The organism is Pseudoalteromonas sp. AWM4_233 (assembly GCF_056158285.1).
On the sequence record NZ_JBSWSZ010000001.1, the window covers coordinates 3,501,400 to 3,518,629 of the forward strand.

Annotated in this window: 15 protein-coding genes; 3 read left to right on the forward strand and 12 right to left on the reverse strand. The window is 39.7% G+C overall.

Annotation, left to right across the window (positions count from 1 at the left end; genetic code table 11):
• Position 1 precedes the first annotated feature (1 nt).
• From gspI to gspC, 7 genes are all read right to left on the reverse strand, one after another.
• Complete coding sequence (gene gspI / locus ACXAC4_RS15900) at positions 2-376, reverse strand: type II secretion system minor pseudopilin GspI (RefSeq protein ID WP_058031235.1); 375 nt, start codon at positions 374-376, stop codon at positions 2-4.
• Entirely contained in the window at positions 373-969 is a 597-nt protein-coding gene (locus ACXAC4_RS15905; protein ID WP_475163302.1) for a type II secretion system protein, read from the reverse strand. Before ACXAC4_RS15905 ends, gspI begins: the two co-directional genes overlap by 4 nt.
• A 5-nt stretch (positions 970-974) precedes the next feature.
• Positions 975-1,403 carry a type II secretion system major pseudopilin GspG gene (gene gspG / locus ACXAC4_RS15910; RefSeq protein WP_475163304.1) on the reverse strand — a complete coding sequence of 143 codons (429 nt, stop codon included), beginning with the start codon at positions 1,401-1,403 and terminating at the stop codon, positions 975-977.
• 57 nt (positions 1,404-1,460) lie between these two features.
• Complete coding sequence (gspF, locus tag ACXAC4_RS15915) at positions 1,461-2,684, reverse strand: type II secretion system inner membrane protein GspF (RefSeq protein WP_475163307.1); 1,224 nt, start codon at positions 2,682-2,684, stop codon at positions 1,461-1,463.
• 2 nt (positions 2,685-2,686) lie between these two features.
• Positions 2,687-4,168, reverse strand: coding sequence for a type II secretion system ATPase GspE (gene gspE / locus ACXAC4_RS15920; RefSeq protein ID WP_475164171.1), 1,482 nt, complete (start codon positions 4,166-4,168; stop codon positions 2,687-2,689).
• Between the two features lie 61 nt (positions 4,169-4,229).
• Entirely contained in the window at positions 4,230-6,296 is a 2,067-nt protein-coding gene (gene gspD / locus ACXAC4_RS15925; protein ID WP_475163309.1) for a type II secretion system secretin GspD, read from the reverse strand.
• Between the two features lie 24 nt (positions 6,297-6,320).
• Positions 6,321-7,214 carry a type II secretion system protein GspC gene (gene gspC, locus ACXAC4_RS15930; protein ID WP_475163312.1) on the reverse strand — a complete coding sequence of 298 codons (894 nt, stop codon included), beginning with the start codon at positions 7,212-7,214 and terminating at the stop codon, positions 6,321-6,323.
• A gap of 212 nt (positions 7,215-7,426) precedes the next feature.
• Here gspC and hslR point away from each other — a divergent pair, with 212 nt between their 5' ends.
• The 3 genes from hslR to ACXAC4_RS15945 all read left to right on the forward strand — a co-directional run bounded on the left by hslR (position 7,427) and on the right by ACXAC4_RS15945 (position 10,493).
• Positions 7,427-7,837 carry a ribosome-associated heat shock protein Hsp15 gene (hslR, locus tag ACXAC4_RS15935; RefSeq protein WP_058031241.1) on the forward strand — a complete coding sequence of 137 codons (411 nt, stop codon included), beginning with the start codon at positions 7,427-7,429 and terminating at the stop codon, positions 7,835-7,837.
• Between the two features lie 10 nt (positions 7,838-7,847).
• Positions 7,848-8,693 carry an Hsp33 family molecular chaperone HslO gene (gene hslO / locus ACXAC4_RS15940; protein WP_475163319.1) on the forward strand — a complete coding sequence of 282 codons (846 nt, stop codon included), beginning with the start codon at positions 7,848-7,850 and terminating at the stop codon, positions 8,691-8,693.
• 261 nt (positions 8,694-8,954) lie between these two features.
• Positions 8,955-10,493 (forward strand): phosphoenolpyruvate carboxykinase, encoded by a 1,539-nt coding sequence (locus ACXAC4_RS15945; RefSeq protein WP_058031243.1) that lies wholly within the window; start codon positions 8,955-8,957, stop codon positions 10,491-10,493.
• A 433-nt stretch (positions 10,494-10,926) separates the two neighbouring features.
• Here ACXAC4_RS15945 and ACXAC4_RS15950 read toward each other — a convergent pair whose 3' ends face one another.
• From ACXAC4_RS15950 to ACXAC4_RS15970, 5 genes are all read right to left on the reverse strand, one after another.
• Positions 10,927-11,601: a hypothetical protein gene (locus tag ACXAC4_RS15950; protein ID WP_475163325.1), complete on the reverse strand. Its 675-nt coding sequence runs from the start codon at positions 11,599-11,601 to the stop codon at positions 10,927-10,929.
• Positions 11,598-12,245, reverse strand: coding sequence for a hypothetical protein (locus ACXAC4_RS15955; RefSeq protein WP_475163327.1), 648 nt, complete (start codon positions 12,243-12,245; stop codon positions 11,598-11,600). Before ACXAC4_RS15955 ends, ACXAC4_RS15950 begins: the two co-directional genes overlap by 4 nt.
• A 113-nt stretch (positions 12,246-12,358) precedes the next feature.
• Positions 12,359-13,471: a GGDEF domain-containing protein gene (locus ACXAC4_RS15960; protein ID WP_475163330.1), complete on the reverse strand. Its 1,113-nt coding sequence runs from the start codon at positions 13,469-13,471 to the stop codon at positions 12,359-12,361.
• 94 nt (positions 13,472-13,565) lie between these two features.
• Positions 13,566-15,953 carry an EAL domain-containing protein gene (locus tag ACXAC4_RS15965; RefSeq protein ID WP_475163333.1) on the reverse strand — a complete coding sequence of 796 codons (2,388 nt, stop codon included), beginning with the start codon at positions 15,951-15,953 and terminating at the stop codon, positions 13,566-13,568.
• Complete coding sequence (locus tag ACXAC4_RS15970) at positions 15,946-17,136, reverse strand: hypothetical protein (RefSeq protein WP_475163336.1); 1,191 nt, start codon at positions 17,134-17,136, stop codon at positions 15,946-15,948. Before ACXAC4_RS15970 ends, ACXAC4_RS15965 begins: the two co-directional genes overlap by 8 nt.
• Positions 17,137-17,230 lie beyond the last annotated feature (94 nt).

Sequence of the window (17,230 nt, forward strand, 5' to 3'; positions counted from 1 at the left end):
GTTACTTACCCTTTAAAATGAATGTACTTAAGTCATACAAAGAATTTTTATATTCAGCATCGCTGAATACTTCAACTTGCACTTTGACAAAACTTGGGTCATTGGTTTTGGTGACTTTCTCTTGCCAGTACCAAGTCATACCAGCTAACTCTTCTTCACCTTTGTTGTTATTCTTACCATTCCACTTATCACCTTGTGCGCGGATCATCACCAAACGATTCTCTGCTACCCAAGATGCATAAGTTTGTTCTTCTAATGAAGCAATATGGGAGACATGTTCGCCTGTCACTTGCATGGCAGCAATACCTGCCATGGCACAGATCCCCAAAGCCACCATCACTTCTAACAGAGTAAAGCCAGCTGATTGCTTCTTCATACTTCAGGCTCCACTCTTAAATTAACAGGGGCGATAAACTCACCTTCAATAAAGTAACGCGCTTGTTCTGCATCTCTATCTGATAGCTCGACACTAAACTGAAACGCGCTCACTTCGCCTGAAGATAAAATTAATACTTGCGGCACTTTGAGCTTTTTTAACTCGAGCAAGCTTTCGTCATCACCGGTGCCCATTAATTCTCGCCAATTAGCTTGCTCAAGCAAATTGTCTTGCGACCAAGATAAATCTTCAATATTCAGATTAACTTTGTATTCTTTACCGAAGGTAATAGGTTCATATAATTCTTCAGCATCAAATACCGCCCACTTCTCACCATCGAAGACTAAAAATTCTAAGACATTTTTATCAAGGTGAAAGCCAAGCTCAATTTGGTTTAATACTGCAAACTCAGAGGCAAGATTAATTACTCTATATACTCTGAGCGCTTGTTTTTCTAATTCTTCGGCTTCGGCATCATCAAAGGTGTAACTCACCATCTTCACTGACATGGCGATGATCACAAGCACAACAAGGACTTCAATTAAACTGAAGCCCTTTGCTTTATTGATATTTTGCCCTAAGCCTAAACGCATACGTATTAACGCGCTTCGTCTTCGTCAGTCCAGTTACCTATATCGTCGTCAGTACCCAGTTCACCGTCAGGGCCCATTGAAAAGATATCAATTTTGCCCATTTCACCTGGACTAACTAACTGGTAATGGTTATCCCATGGATCTAGAGGTAGTTCTTTAAGATATCCACCTTCAGGGAAGCGGCGTGGGATAGGATCTATCGTCGTTTTAGTTACCAGAGCCTCTAGACCTTGCTCTGTGGTTGGGTACTTTTTATTCTTCAGCTTGTACATATTCATCGCATCTTCAAGCTGTTGAATATCTAAGCGTGCTTTATCTAAAGCAGCCTCTTCTTGCTGGCCCATAATGTTTGGGGCAACGATTGATAAGATCATACCGATGATAACCAGTACTACCATTACCTCTATTAGGGAGAAACCTGATTGCTTTTTCACAATGAATACCTCTTAAACTATATAATAGCTGTTATTTTTAAACTCTTTCTTTGACAATTAACCGATAGCATTGTTCATTGCCATAATCGGTTGCAGAATTGCCATAACAATAAACAACACAATAATGGCCATGGTAGCTATCATTGCCGGCTCTAACAGCTTCAATGATACACTGACCATGGTTTCAAATTCTCTATCTTGGTTATTGGCCGCTCGCTCTAACATTTGCTCTAGCTCACCAGACTTCTCACCACTGGCTATCATATGCAGCATCATAGGCGGGAATAACTTGGTTTGCTGAAGCGACGCTCTTAAGCTTGCACCTTCACTGACTCGAACTGCAGCTTCGGATACCGCTAATTTAATCTTCTCGTTTTCAAGTACCTGCCCTGAAATCTTCATACCTTCAAGTAGCGGTACTGCACTTGATGACAAAATACTAAGAGTACGCGCAAAGCGCGCTGTATTAGTACTTCGACTAATTTTGCCTAAACCTGGTAAACGTAATAATTGCGTATCGTACCAAAAACGAATCTTGGGTTTCAGTAGCGCCTGTTTGATGCCAATTGTTATAGCAACAATACCGATTAAACTTGGCATCCAATAGGCTTGTACAAAGTTACTTGCAGCCATTACCCACTCAGTGGTCCAAGGCAGTGTTTGTTTCGACTTTTCAAAGGTTTTCAAAATCTCTGGAACCACAGTACCAAGCAATACCGCCACAATACCAATGGCAAAAACCACAAGAATACTTGGATACACCATCGCCTGGGTGATTTGGCTACGCATGTGTTGGCGTTGCTCTGTGTAATCAGCTAAACGATTTAGTACTTCATCAAGATGACCTGACTTTTCACCTGCTGCCACCATGGCGCGGTATAAGTTATCGAACACATGAGGAAACTCTGACATACCATCAGCCAAAGTGTAACCCTCAACAACTTTAGAGCGCACCGACATCAGCATACGCTTCAGTCGGGGTTTCTCACACTGCTCTGCCACTGCCATCACAGCTGCTTCGACTGGTAATGAAGACTGGATAAGTGTTGCCAATTGACGGGTGATTAAAGCAATATCAGAGACCGAAGGCTTATAACCTGTAAACAGTTTAAACCCACCACCGGATTGCTGCTTTTCTTTCTCAGCAGCCGGCGCAACTTCTAAAGGCATCATGCCTTTTTCTCGAAGTTGTTGGCGGATCTGTTTCGCGGTATCGCCCTCTAAGATACCTTTCTTTTCTTTGCCCTTACCATCGAGCGCTCGATACTCAAACGCTGCCATGGTTAGCCTTCCTCACGGGTTACACGTAACACTTCTTCTAAAGAAGTTTGTCCTTGCAGAACCCGAGAACATCCATCTTGACGAATACTAGGACTGAAAGTACGAATATACTTTTCTACCGCCTGCTCACCCTTACCATTATGGATGAGTTCACGCACCGCTTCATCAACCACCAATAACTCATGAATACCGGTACGACCTTTATAGCCATTATAATTACATGATTCACAACCAACTGGACGGTAAATGGTTGTATTGCTGTCTTTGCCTACACCTAGTAATTCACATTCACGCTCATCGGCTTGATGTGGTTCTTTACAATCATTACACAAGGTACGGACTAGACGTTGAGACAACACACCTAATAGAGAAGAAGACAATAAGAATGGCTCTACACCCATATCTTCCATACGTGTGATAGCACCAGAAGCCGTGTTGGTATGCAGGGTCGACATAACTAAGTGACCTGTCAGTGATGCCTGAACCGCAATTTGACCCGTTTCTAAATCTCGGATCTCACCAACCATTACTACATCAGGGTCTTGACGAAGAATTGCACGTAAACCTCGGGCAAACGTCATATCAACTTTCGGGTTAACCTGAGTTTGGCCAATGCCTGGAATTTCGTATTCGATTGGATCTTCAACCGTTAGAATATTACGGTCTTTTGAATTGATTTGGCTCATACCTGCATACAGAGTGGTACTCTTACCTGAACCTGTTGGGCCGGTCACCAAAATAATACCGTGCGGTTTGGCAATTAACTCGCTGAATAACTCACGGTTACGTTCAGTCATACCCAAATCTTCTAGGTTTAGACGCGCATTATTTTTATCGAGAAGACGTAGTACTACACGCTCACCAAAGCTCGACGGCATAGTCGATACACGCACATCGACGGCACGACCTGCGATACGTAATGAAATACGACCATCTTGCGGGATACGCTTTTCGGCGATATCGAGCTTAGCCATTACCTTGATACGTGATACAAGTAGCGACGCGAGTTTTCGATTTGGCTTTAAAACTTCTTTTAAAACGCCATCTACCCTAAATCGTATCACCAAATCTTGTTCAAAGGTTTCAATGTGAATATCTGAGGCGCCATCTTTAATAGCTTCACTCAGCATGGCATTGATTAACTTGATGATCGGCGCATCATCATCAGCCGCTAATAAATCTTCCGTTTGCGGTAACTCTTCCGCTAACGAAAATAGATCGACTTCGTTGCCAATGTCTTCCATCATTTGCTGGGTTTCGGAGCTATCACGCTGATAAGCCTCTTCGAGCATAAACTCAAACTTTTCAGCTTCTAACTGTTCTAGCTTAAATTCAGCCCCTGCTACTCGGCGAATTTCAAGTAAATGAGCAACATTTAAATCACCCGTATAGAAAACTTTAAGACCGCCTTCTTTTTCGGCTAATAGCATATTTACACGACGCGCATAAGAAAATGGCAGCCTAAGGGATAGCTCTCGAGCCATCTCCTCAGTTGGTGCGTCGGCAAGCAATTCTGTGTGCTCGCTTTCTAGTTGATTGTTACTATCAATCATCTTTGCGCTCTTTCTTATTTTGCTCTTTTAAATACTGCTCATACGTTGGTGGCAATGTCAGTGCATCGTTCCACTCAGGTAACACTGGTGAATCTTCAAACGGCATCAGGTCGATACCATCTTCACGTTGCTTGTTCTGCTCGCCACGAATAAAGTTATACTTTGAATGACTTAATTCATTCATGCTGCGACTATCACGCAGGATCGTCGGACGAATGAATACTAGAAGGTTACGCTTACGCTTCGTTGTACTCGTTGACTTGAACAAGTGACCTAAAATAGGAATATCGCCTAACAATGGTACTTTTGACACACTTTCTTGTACGTCTTCATCAATCAGACCACCAAGGATCACCATACCACCATCATCAGCAATAACTGTGGTGTTGATTGCACGCTTATTCACTGCAATATCAACTGCGGTTGCACCACTGACACTCGATACTTCTTGCTCAATGGTCAACTGAACTGCTGTGCCGTCATTTATCTGAGGCGTAACTTTTAGCTTAATACCCACTTCTTGACGGTCAACCGTTTGGAATGGGTTTGAGTTGTTACCACTGGTTGTTGAACCGGTAATGATTGGCACCTCTTGGCCTACAATCATCGACGCTTCTTCGTTATCCATTGTGGTTACAGAAGGTGTCGCTAGAATGTTTGATTTCGTGTCTGTTGAAATTGCCTGAATGATCGCGCCCCAGTCATTCTTAATAATGCCAGCAGCAAGACCGTTAACACCACCAAGTAACGCAGCTAGCGGACCTAAGTCACCTTCTTGAGTCTCAGTAAATGGCGTTGTAGTGCCAGTTTCACTACCCGTAATTGTTTTTTCAATGGTTTTATCACGGGCTTGCTCTGCAGCAACTGCTAACGAACCCACAGGGACATTACTGCCATTATTGAATTGCAACATACCGCCTTGCTCTGAAATCCACTGCAGGCCTAGGTTGATACCATCGCCTTCTAGTACTTCAACAACAATCGCTTCAACCAATACTTGAGCACGACGAATATCTAACTTTTTAATCACCGATGCCAATGAGCGCATGGTATCTGGCTGTGCTGTGATCACTAATGAGTTTGAATCTGGATGCGCTTCAATGCTAGTTTCATTCTTGTTATTTCGGCTGCGACTTTTATTGTTACCGCCTTGCGCTTCCTCTTGCAGCGTTTTACTTACACCTTGTAGTACTTTTACAAGATCTTCTGCTTTTGCATAATCAAGATAGAAAACCTGCGTATTACCTTGGCTTTTTAGTTCTCCATCTAAACGCTTAACTAAATCTACCGCTCTAGAGCGCGCTTGACCTTCACCACTGACAATGACACTGTTGGTACGGTTATCTGCCACAACTTTTGGTATTAGGAAGTCAGGAATACTGTTTTTACCAGATGACTTGTAAATGCTCTCAACTACTTTTACCACGTCATCTGCAGTTGCATGCTTGAGTTCAATAATTTCAACTAGCGTGTCACCTGCTTGGTCGACTGATTTAATAATATCGACGAGACGATTTACAGACGCTGCGTGGCCTGTCAGCATCATCACGTTAGCAGAACTGAAGTTAGTCACATGACCACCATCTTTTTGGTCACTGAACTGACGAATTAATGGGCCAAGCTCTTGAACAGACACATTCTTAACACGGATCACTCGCGTAACTAAGGTGTCACCATCCGTCGAAGTATTATCTGAAACTAATGGCACATTACTTTTCTTACCATCTGAACTACGTAAGATTTTTAAAATGCCGCTGTCCATTTCAATAACGGCATAGCCATATACTTCTAAAACATTTAAAAAGAACTGGTAATAAAGCTCTTCGTCCATCAATTCATAACTGCGCACGTTAATATTGCCACGAACGTTAGGATCGATAATGATGGTCTTGTTCAGGTTTTTACCAACGATATTAATAAATTCATTAATATCAGTACCTTTAAAGTTCGCTGCGTATTCAACAGCAGAAACAGATAACGATAACCCAGCTGCAAACATCAGAGCCGCATACTTAGCTAACCCTTTTTTGATTTTTCTGAGGTCTAGCTTATTTCTCATTATTATTAACTCCAAAAATTGTGCTTACAGGCTGAATTGTACGTCGATCACACGACCGTCTCGTTCAATGCTAATTGTGGCATCAGTGGCTTCTCTGAGCTCTTGCATTGCAGTCATTGCCTGTCTCATATCCGTTAGTTGATAACCATTGATTGCAATGGCCAAATCATTATTCTTTAAACCCATTTTTTTAAATAGCTCAGGATCTTTTCCTGGGCTTAAACGATAGCCTATTAACTCACCGTTTCTTCGAGCCTGAGAGATTCTGATGTAATCGAGTAACTTACCTGGCTCTCTTAGTAACTCTTGGCGACGCTGTGCCAATTCAGAGCGGTCGATGCTTGGCTTTCTCTGTGTGTCACGCACTTCACGTGGACCAGATACCGGCATGGCCACTTGTTTTGTATAAGCAAGACCATCAAGCATGAGCGTTTCAAAACGGCCATTTACATCTAGCAAGACTCGATCAGGCAACACTTGTGCTAATTTTGCACGCGTACCTGTAATGGCATCTTTTACTTCGTACGTTTCTTGTCGCCCCTGTGATTCGATAATCGCCAAGCCCGCTGTATCATTTAAACTGACAGCAACAATACCGGTAAGTTTCACATTTAATGTTGTTTTAGGCGCATCAGAAACACGTGCGACGGGCTTAGGGGGGGCTTTTGGTTTTTCGTTAGCAACACCAAACAGGTTTTGCTGAATAATTGCTTGGGTGTTGACGTTATTGGTTTTACTGCTTACTGAACTTGAAAGCGGTGCTAAGTTCGCGCTTTGTGGTTGAGGCCAAAACAACCAAACGAGTTGGGCGCATAGATAAGCAATATAAACAACAGTCAGTACTACAACCAAACGACTGAGTCTGGCATGCGGCAACTTCTGAAATATGCTCGTTAACTGTTGTAATTGTAATTCCATATGAGACTTTTTCTTATTCTGTTGAACGGCCAAGTGTACCGCGACGAAATTAATTCAACAAGCGTACAAATGTGAAACTTTGTGACACTTGTATTACGTGAGATTACCCACATTATGTTGAAGGAAGGGTGAACAGCGCCCGCTTTTGTTGGGCCTGAATATATGATAAATTTCACCTCACAAATCCCTCAATCCTTGATGGTATTCTCGTTGTGAAAAAACAATCCTCTGAACAAAACAGCCAAATAGAAGCAGTTCGCTTAGATAAGTGGCTTTGGGCAGCGCGTTTTTATAAAACCCGCAGTATTGCTCGAGAAATGATCCAAGGTGGTAAAGTACACTATAACGGTCAGCGCTGTAAACCCAGTAAAACGGTTGAAATTGGTGCGACTGTAAACCTTGCTCAGGGTTATGAGGAAAAGGAAGTGACGATTTTAAAGGTCTATGACAAGCGTCAGGCCGCGCCACTTGCTCAGCTATTATATGAAGAAGCTGAGCACAGTATAGAAAAGCGAGAGCAAAACGCCATCGCTAGAAAGAACAACAGCTTTTTTGCGCCGCGCCCGGAAACCAAACCGGATAAAAAGCAACGTCGCGAATTACTAAAGTTAAAATCAAGCTAGGATTTTATAAATGCAATCAGATTTATTACACCGTTACATTTTCGATCAGTTAGACGTTCGTGGTGAGCTAGTACAAATCGAACAAACGTTTAAAGACATTATCGGTGAACACGACTACCCAGAGCCTGTAAAGCAATTATTAGGTGAGTTGCTAGTCGCAACCAGCCTACTGACCGCCACTTTAAAATTCGAAGGCGATATCGCGGTGCAACTGCAAGGTGATGGCCCAGTTAAATATGCGGTAATAAACGGTGACCACAATCAAAATATGCGCGGCATTGCACGCTTACAAGGCGAAGTTACTGGTAACAGTATTCAGGACCTAATGGGTCAGGGATATATGGTTATCACTATCACACCAACTAAAGGTGAGCGCTACCAAGGTATTGTACCTTTAACCTCTGATAATTTAGCAGAATGTCTAGAAGGTTACTTTGAACAGTCTGAGCAGTTAAAGACGCGTTTATGGTTTGCAACACGCACTTCGGGCGAACAGCTCAAAGCTGCAGGCCTGTTTTTACAGGTTTTACCTGTGAATAAAGAAAAGTCACAGCAAGACTTCACTCACCTAGAAGCGCTTAGTAACACCATTAAAGATGAAGAGCTACTCGATCTAGATGCTCAAACGGTATTAACTCGCCTTTACCATGAAGACAACCCACAATTATTCGAACCGCAAGAGCTGAGCTTTGTTTGTGGCTGTAGCCGAGACAAAACCATCAATGCTTTGGTGAATGTAGGTCAAGATGAATTACTGGCTCAAGTGGCAGAAGACGGTGAAGTAAATATCAGTTGTCATTACTGCCTGAAAAATTACCGATTTGATGAACAAGATATCAAGGCTATTTTTAACTAAAAGTAGTATTGACTCAGCATAAGCTAAAAAGCCGTCAAAACGACGGCTTTTTTATGTCTAAAAAATGATACCGGTGTCATTTTAAATGGCTTTTTTATGACACCGGTATCATTGAAATTATTCAAGTTTTTTACCAAATTTATGCCTTTTTAACCCTTCCAAAGGCTCGAATATCTCAATTTCATCTGTTACTATAATTTCAGCTTAAGAGTATTAAGAACTCAGAGCTATCCCGTTCAATTCTCACATTTAGGTAATAACATGACATCAAGCGCTACTCGTTTTGTCGATTTAACTGCAGCTGAACTTGTCGAACACGCAATTAGCCGTGGCGAAGGGACTTTAGCCGCAAATGGAGCTTTCGTAGCTAAAACTGGCCGTCGTACAGGTCGTTCACCAAGTGATCGTTTTATCGTTAAAGAGCCAAGCACCGAAACTGAAATCCAATGGGGCAATGTTAACCGTCCTTTCGATGCTGAAAAGTTTGATGCGCTATGGGCACGTGTAGAAGCACACGTACAGGAAAATGACCACTTCGTCTCTCACCTAGAAGTTGGCGCAGATCCTGAACACTACCTTCCAGTTGTTGTAACAACTGAAACAGCGTGGCACCACATCTTCGCTAAGAACATGTTTATTGAACCTAAATCATACAATGCATCAGATTTACCTCAGTGGCAGATCTTAAATGTACCTTCATTTGTATGTGACCCAGAGCGTGATGGCACAAACAGCGATGGTACAGTTATTATCAACTTTGCACAGCGCAAAGTACTACTGGCAGGTATGCATTACGCCGGTGAAATGAAGAAGTCGATGTTCTCTGTTCAGAACTTCCTACTTCCTGCAAAAGGTGTTTTACCAATGCACTGTAGTGCAAACGTTGGTGAAGCTGGCGACACAGCACTATTCTTCGGTCTTTCTGGTACTGGTAAAACAACTTTATCGGCAGATCCAACACGTTTCCTTATCGGTGATGACGAGCACGGTTGGGCACCAGGCAGCGTATTTAACATCGAAGGTGGTTGTTACGCTAAATGTATCGACCTTTCGCAAAAGAACGAGCCAGTTATCTGGAACGCAATTAAGTTCGGTACAATTCTAGAAAACGTAGTACTAGATGAAAACCGTGTACCAGACTTTAACGACACAAGCCTAACGCAAAACACGCGTGCAGCTTACCCATTAGAGCACGTTGAAAAGCGTAAAGTTGAAAACCGTGCTGGTGAGCCAAAAGCAGTTGTGTTCTTAACATGTGACGTAAGTGGTGTATTACCACCAGTATCTGTACTTTCTGAAGAAGCAGCCGCTTACCACTTCTTAAGTGGTTACACAGCGAAGGTAGGTTCAACTGAAATCGGTTCAACGTCTGACATCGAGTCAACGTTCTCAACTTGTTTCGGCGCACCATTCTTCCCACGTCCAGCTGGCGTTTACGCAGAGCTTCTAATGAAGCGTGTGCGTGAGTTTGGCGCGAAAGTATACCTAGTTAACACAGGTTGGACTGGTGGTCCTTACGGCATTGGTAAGCGTTTTGACATCCCTACAACACGTGCTGTTGTTGATGCAATCGTATCTGGTAACCTTGCTGATGTTGAAACTCAACACATCGAGTCACTAAACCTAGACGTACCAGTAGCAGTACCTGGTGTTGCAACTGAACTTCTTAACCCAATCAATACTTGGGAAGACAAAGAGAAGTACGCTGAGTACGCAGCTAAATTAGCAACTGACTTCCAAGCTAACTTTGAGAAGTACGATGTATCAGAAGCGATTAAGCAAGCTGGTCCTCGCGGCTAATTAGCACAACCAATTCCTTTATCAAAAGCGCCCCTCGTTGGGCGTTTTTTTGTGACTGAAATACAGCACGTTAACCTGTTTAATTTGGGTAAGATTAAAATTAATAGATGAGCATACTGTTAAGAAAAGCGTCTTGCTGAAGAAATGTCTAATGAGCACTCGTTGACTCATATAAACCTCTACCCATACCAACAAAAATGAACATATTAGCTTCATAGATATAGCTGATTGGGTATTGATTGCGTCGATATAACCGCTAGCTTAAACGTTTGGTTAAGCCTACCCCAGAAAAAGTTTCTATACCCTCGTAGCACCTACTTTGTGTCAGGGATGTATTTGCTGTTTTTAACCTTAAACGCAGCTGACACTGCCTCTTTTAGATAGACTCCATGCAGGCAACAAAGTCCATCTAAAAGGCAACTTTAAACTTTGACTAGTTATCATAGCCCTGACTAGCAAGCTGCACACTGGCAATATTATCGCGAGTAATCAACAAAACTTGCTTTAACTCTACAGAATAAAAGAAGCTAAACCGCTCGGTTTCTGTAACTAGCTTTAAATGGTCAAAACGAAGCATAGATTGCTCATTAAGTGATACTGGATTTACCAAGTCAATCTGATAAACCTTACCCTCTTCTTGGAGGACTCGTTCTGCATCAAGGCGGCCGATTAAAGCTGAATAAATCAGTGGTAAACATAGGAAAGCAAATATACCTAAAATAAGCGGATTTACTTTATAAACAGGCCGCCATGTCTCAAACCAACTTCTCCAGCCTACACTCGGCTCAGTTCGTTTTGACTTTGCTTTCTCACTTTTTTTTATTAAAAAAAACCCGATTGCCATGGTGCTAATCGCTCCAATACAAGAATATAAAATTTGAGGGGTTGCCAGAAACGCCATGAAGAAATCAACCAGCTCTAGATATTTAATAATGTCCACACCAACGCCACGCCCAAGTACATAGAGATAAATTAAACCTGAGAAGCTGAGTGCCAGATAAGTTAAAGACAACAACACACTGGGGTTTTCATAAAAAAAAGCTTTGCTTTTTTCTAAAGAAGATTTAAACCAAGCGAAGTAGGCTTCATCGGTTGTGATACGATTCATATCTCCCCCTGCTTTACATTAAAAATAGTGGCAATATTTCCCAGAGGCACTACTACCGATTTTTTCGTATCTGGGTGGTAAATAAACACATACCGACTTGTGCTGGCCACTACTTTCACTTTATTTAATTTTGTGATCGTTTTACCCAGCCAATTCACTGGATAGTTGAAACTGACCTCGACTAAGTCTGACTTTGTATGTTTGATGGCGCTAGCTCGACTCTCTGCCAAAATATTTGCACTAAAAAAAATAGCGATGACTGAAGAGCTAAAGCCATATAAAACGGGGATCTTTAAAAATGGCCGGTTCAAGACACTAATAAGTTTACCAATAGACAAAAATTGAATACTTGAAGAAGCGCGATCTATGGGAATAAAGAAGGCCAATAGCACCAGAAAGGCAACGAATGCTCCGAGTAACCAAAAGCTTGAAAAAATAATCGTAAGAAAATCACCGAGCCCAATGTGTTTTAGCCCATCAAAATCAAAGTGAGACAACAAACACGTCAGATAGTACAGACCCGCACCACTTGAAACTAAGTAAATTACAGCTGGCAAAAGACTGGGGTTAACTTTTAAAAAGCGCTTCACTTCAAGTAACTGTCGAAGATAACGAAAATGATAAACGCGAGTTAAATGATCCATATTTATGCTTTTATTTTTTCTTTGATTTTAACGTTATCGTTGCTTTATGTCATTACTGGAGAGAGTACAAGAAATGAAGTTAAAAACTCTATCGAAAAAATAAACGCTTAAACTTAAGAAGAAAAAATAATTTGATTTCGTCCATTTGCTTTTGCTAAATATAGAGCTTTGTCTGCTCCATCAATCAGATTTTCAATATCATGACCAAATAATTTTAATGCCTCTTGTGAATTACAGCCGACACTAATAGTAACTATTGGTAAACAGCGTGATGCTACATGTGGAACTTGTAAATCCGCCACACTTTCGCAAAGAGAATCTAATGTTGATTTAATCTCTTCATCCAGGGATAAGATCAGAAATTCCTCTCCCCCAAATCTACATAAAATTGTTTCATTAAGGCCTGAAAATTTATGCTGCAGTACATTTGCTATCATTTTTATGATTTTATCTCCAGATAAGTGCCCATAGTGATCGTTGTAAAGCTTAAAACAATCAATATCTACCATTATTGCTGTAATTGTTTTCTTTTCCTCCTTCGCTTTTAGCAGCATGGCATCTAAGCTATTGTTCAGATAAAATCTATTCTTTAGCCCCGTAAGAGGATCAGTTTCTGAGAATGTTTTTAACTTTTTATTTAATTCATCAGTTTTTACCCTGTATTTGATTTGGCCAACACACCTTTCTCTAAGTTTCTCTAAATATCCACTTATGTAAAAAACCGCTACCAATACTATTGTCGCTACCTCGAAGTATAACCCCTTTGAAAAAGCAGCATAGCTTAATGTAGGTAGAACTGTAGACCAAAAATATAGATGGCTATACTTCTTGAAATTAATGTAATGAATACACCCGGCATATGCTAAATTCATACAATAAATGAGTGCAAGAAGTGTTGAAGAGCGGTAATCTGTTACATTCATCACAATAATTGTTGCATAAGACCACAATAACCCTGCTAGAACTACTGAAATGCTTGTGAAATAACTGTAGGCTTTAATATTCAGGCTAGATGATTTTATAAGCTTTGAATGAATTTTGTAACGAACTAACAGAGTGATAGCTAAGATAGTAAACCATGCGCTGATTTGAGTAATAGCTTTATCGTCCCCCAAATGCATTACCACAGCAATTAGTAGCATACCGCATACTATATGCGCTTGAACGGCTGATCTGAAAGACTTTATTAGATCTTCATAAATATAGTGTGTAATCTGCTGTTTCAACTTAAAAAAACTATCTTTCTATTTAGTTTAATGCAATAGAGAATAAGCTTTTCTAAGTCATATGTCCTCAAGCCTTAATGAAAATTAATACTTATTAATGTTTGTTAAATCTTGAAACATCGCTTAACGGTGAGGGCTTGTGGAAATAAAACCCTTGTAGATAGTCCACCCCCAATGATTTCAGAATATCCGCGACTTCTTCTGTGTCTACATATTCAGCCGTAACTTTACAATCAATATGCTTGCATAATTCAATAATTGATTTTACTAAAAAATACCTGAAGCAACCTACTTTAATACCTTGAATTAAAGTCCCATCGATTTTCAATTCGTTGAAGTAGCTAGATGCAAGTTGCTGATAAGAAGAATAACCTGAACCAAAGTCATCCATCGAGATGGAAACTTTTTGTTGCTGGTAGGTACTAACTACATCTTTGAAGGTCATGTCATTATCATAGAAACTATGCTCTGTAACTTCTATTACTAACCTTTCTTTGTTTTCTGCAGGTAATTCCTGAATAGCTTGCTGATATCGTTTAGAATAAAGACTAAGTGGTGATACATTTATAGACACTTTTACTTTAGGGCTAAACCTTTGAAAGGCCTCTTTTGCGTAAGCCACCATGACAAGATCTAGCTCTTCATGTAAATCATGCGCTTCGACTATGTCTAATAACTTAAATGCTGGGTGGACTTTCCCTTCTTCATCTCTAAACCGACACAGCAGTTCAACTTTATCTAGCACTCCGTCATGACAAGGGACTATCTTTTGAAAATAGCAAACTACACTGCGAGGATTCATAAGCTCAAGAGCTTTATCTTTATAGCCTTCTAAGCAATACAAACTGATTGAATCCGTTACATCCCACTCTAAAAACTGAACATTGGTTTTTCTTGCTTTCAAAGCCGAATACTCAGCCATATGAAACACACTTAACGCATCCACATTATTACTTATAATTGAATGGCCTATATTTAAAGATGTTCCAACGAACTCACTCGACAGCTCTTGAAAAACACTAGTAATGAGACTGATGGGACATTGAGAAGGTTCACATACCAACACAAACTCATTAAATTTCACTCGATACAATTCTCGATAATGATTCTTTTTATTTATTTCTAACTTATTTGTAAATTCAACCAACACCTTTTCAGCTAGGTTCTGTCCATAGCTAGATTTTTCTAAGCTGCTACCGCCCAATGTACAATAATAAAAGCTCTCATTTTTCATACTACCAAGATCTTCTATCAAGCAATTGTAATTTTTAACACCTGTCAAATAATCTAAAGTTGAGCCTTTGAGTAATCTATTATACTGACCCAAAGTAATGACTTTGCTATCTTTAAGGTCTATAAACATCATTAATACAGGTGGAAGCAATGGCAAAAGTAATACAACTTTAGCCCAGCTAGATTCAAAAATTTTTAAGTGAATTCCGTAGAAAAAATAAAGCTGAATACATAAAATATAAAGAATAGATGCAGTAACTATGTACCTAACCACTTTACGTTTCGTTTTATCTAGATAGAAAGTGATGTAGCTTGATAAAGCAAGATAGCTTAAGGTAGTGATCACAAGAATAGAGACGGCTTCCTCAGCAAATAAATACAAAGAATTCAAAGCCAGTATGAAAATTAAATAAATAACCATTCTCACCCTTTTTACTGTGTTCTTAGCTGCCTCTTCGCTAGAAAAAAAGAGTTCGAATAGTAAAGTTATTGCCACAATCGCAGAGATGAATTGCTTAATTCTACCTTGATCAGAATGCATCATTTCATCTACAAACGAAAAATGAAACATCGATAAGAAAATGAAGAGTGATATATAGTAGAGAAAAGAAAGTAATACTTGAAAAATTGCTGCTTCTTTCCTAAGCACTACATATGAAACAACAATGGTAAAAAATACAAATAATAAAAAAGCATTTACCGACATGCCTAAATTATAATCCCTCTCAAAGCGTCTTTTTGAAAAGAAATCACCATTAAGAGTTACGCTTTCACCTTTGGAAAATTCGATTAAAACAACTTGGCTGCTCTGAACTAAACCTTCAATCACAATATTATTAAAATGCTCTTGCACTCTAATAAAGTAAAAGTGCTGCCTCTCAGCAACTCGCTCTTGTTCTTGCTCAAACAAAGCTTTATTAATAAAATGAAACTGAGCAGAATTATGACCGAAATATCTCACCCTCATCATAGGCTGAATCGTCGAGCTGTTATTTAATTCCAATTTAAAAACACATTTTTGATTTTTCTTGGGTCGACAACGCTTACCAATATGCATGCCTTTTTCTAAGGCTGTATAAGCATTAACTCGCTCATCTGAAGGCAGAAGATAATGCCCCATATCATTAAACTGCAAATGATAGGGTGCTTCATTTACTAAACTATCGGTTAGCTCTATGGGGTTTAGTTCACTTGCTATAGCCTTATTAAACATTAAGAAAGCAATAAGAAATAAAAAAACTTTATTCATTAAAATATACACTGTAAGGTGAAATTCCAGAGCGCTCAGCTAACTTTTCTTTATTATGGCTTGAGTTAACCCATGTCACAAACCCTTTACTAAATAAAGGTTTGAAAGGAGATATTTCGTTAAGCAGTTCATTTAGCTCTTCTATTTTAGAGTAATCTCCGTCATGCTCAATCTGTTCGAAGAGTGCTTCCGCTTCTTTAGAGCAAAAATCAACATGGTTGAATATCCCCTTAATCGTAAGTTTGAAGCTTTTTCTACACCTATAAAGCATCTCTTGCAAAAATAACTCATTACCAGTTGGGTTTATAATTGCCGATACATAGCCATCATAATGAGTATTCTGCTGCCAAGATGAGTCTATAGTAATATTAAGTAACCCACTGGCTTTGAAGGAAGCTTTTAAATGCGCTATAAACTTATCAGTATCAACACCTGCTAAACTCCCATTTAAAACATACACTTTGTACTCGCTAGAATACAATTTGGGGTTTCTAGGTTTATGGTTAACCACCCTATATGAAGGCTCATCAACAAGTTTCGACACTTTGCCCTTCAAGGAAAAGTTTTGAGATACTCTTTCAATTAACTGATGGTTTTCACGACTATCTTTAAGAAATTTTCCTTGCAAAATAACTCTAAAATAATCCTGTCCGATTACTTTTTCAGCGTTTAACTTTATTAGCTTTTTAGATAGTTTTTGGGGTGGGTTTTCAATCACCGAGATAACACGCTCTTTAAACGAACGAAGCAAAAACTCAGCATCATTAGACCAATATACTTTTAAATGCTTATTGCAGCCTTTTGAGCTTTGCTGTTTTAGTTCAAAATAATGATACTTTTCATTTTCTTCTAGTTTTAATAATTTCCAGCCCAAGCCTGTCGTTTTATTTGATTCATAAGTGGCTAGTATTTCTATATCATTTAAATATACCAACTCAAATAGTTCATAAAGACTATATTGAGGCCTTTTTAAAACCACCTCTAATAACGTATCTTTAAGAACCGTATAATTCACATTTAATATCAGCTCAGAAAGTAATACGTTTTCTTTTTCCCCATTAAAAAGCTGATTTAACTTAATTAGCTTCTTTTTTCCTAGTTCATCAATGGCCCGAAACTCAATTCTTTGAAAATCATAGCTTCTAACACTTAAAGAATTATCTATACTATGCTCTTCATCCAATAGACGCTCATAAACCAATCTGTTCACTTTTTCACACGATTCACTCGTGCACGTGCCCGGCGGCGAAAAATATTGCTTTATGCTACCTAAAGAA

Excerpts from the sequence above, each read along its gene's own strand:
- ACXAC4_RS15955 (WP_475163327.1), bottom strand. The coding sequence starts at position 12,245 with ATGGATCATTTAACTCGCGTTTATCATTTTCGTTATCTTCGACAGTTA.
- gspE (WP_475164171.1), bottom strand. The coding sequence starts at position 4,168 with ATGGCTCGAGAGCTATCCCTTAGGCTGCCATTTTCTTATGCGCGTCGT.
- gspF (WP_475163307.1), bottom strand. The coding sequence starts at position 2,684 with ATGGCAGCGTTTGAGTATCGAGCGCTCGATGGTAAGGGCAAAGAAAAG.
- hslO (WP_475163319.1), top strand. The coding sequence starts at position 7,848 with ATGCAATCAGATTTATTACACCGTTACATTTTCGATCAGTTAGACGTT.
- gspC (WP_475163312.1), bottom strand. The coding sequence starts at position 7,214 with ATGGAATTACAATTACAACAGTTAACGAGCATATTTCAGAAGTTGCCG.
- ACXAC4_RS15950 (WP_475163325.1), bottom strand. The coding sequence starts at position 11,601 with ATGAATCGTATCACAACCGATGAAGCCTACTTCGCTTGGTTTAAATCT.
- ACXAC4_RS15965 (WP_475163333.1), bottom strand. The coding sequence starts at position 15,953 with ATGAATAAAGTTTTTTTATTTCTTATTGCTTTCTTAATGTTTAATAAG.
- ACXAC4_RS15905 (WP_475163302.1), bottom strand. The coding sequence starts at position 969 with ATGCGTTTAGGCTTAGGGCAAAATATCAATAAAGCAAAGGGCTTCAGT.
- gspD (WP_475163309.1), bottom strand. The coding sequence starts at position 6,296 with ATGAGAAATAAGCTAGACCTCAGAAAAATCAAAAAAGGGTTAGCTAAG.
- gspI (WP_058031235.1), bottom strand. The coding sequence starts at position 376 with ATGAAGAAGCAATCAGCTGGCTTTACTCTGTTAGAAGTGATGGTGGCT.
- ACXAC4_RS15945 (WP_058031243.1), top strand. The coding sequence starts at position 8,955 with ATGACATCAAGCGCTACTCGTTTTGTCGATTTAACTGCAGCTGAACTT.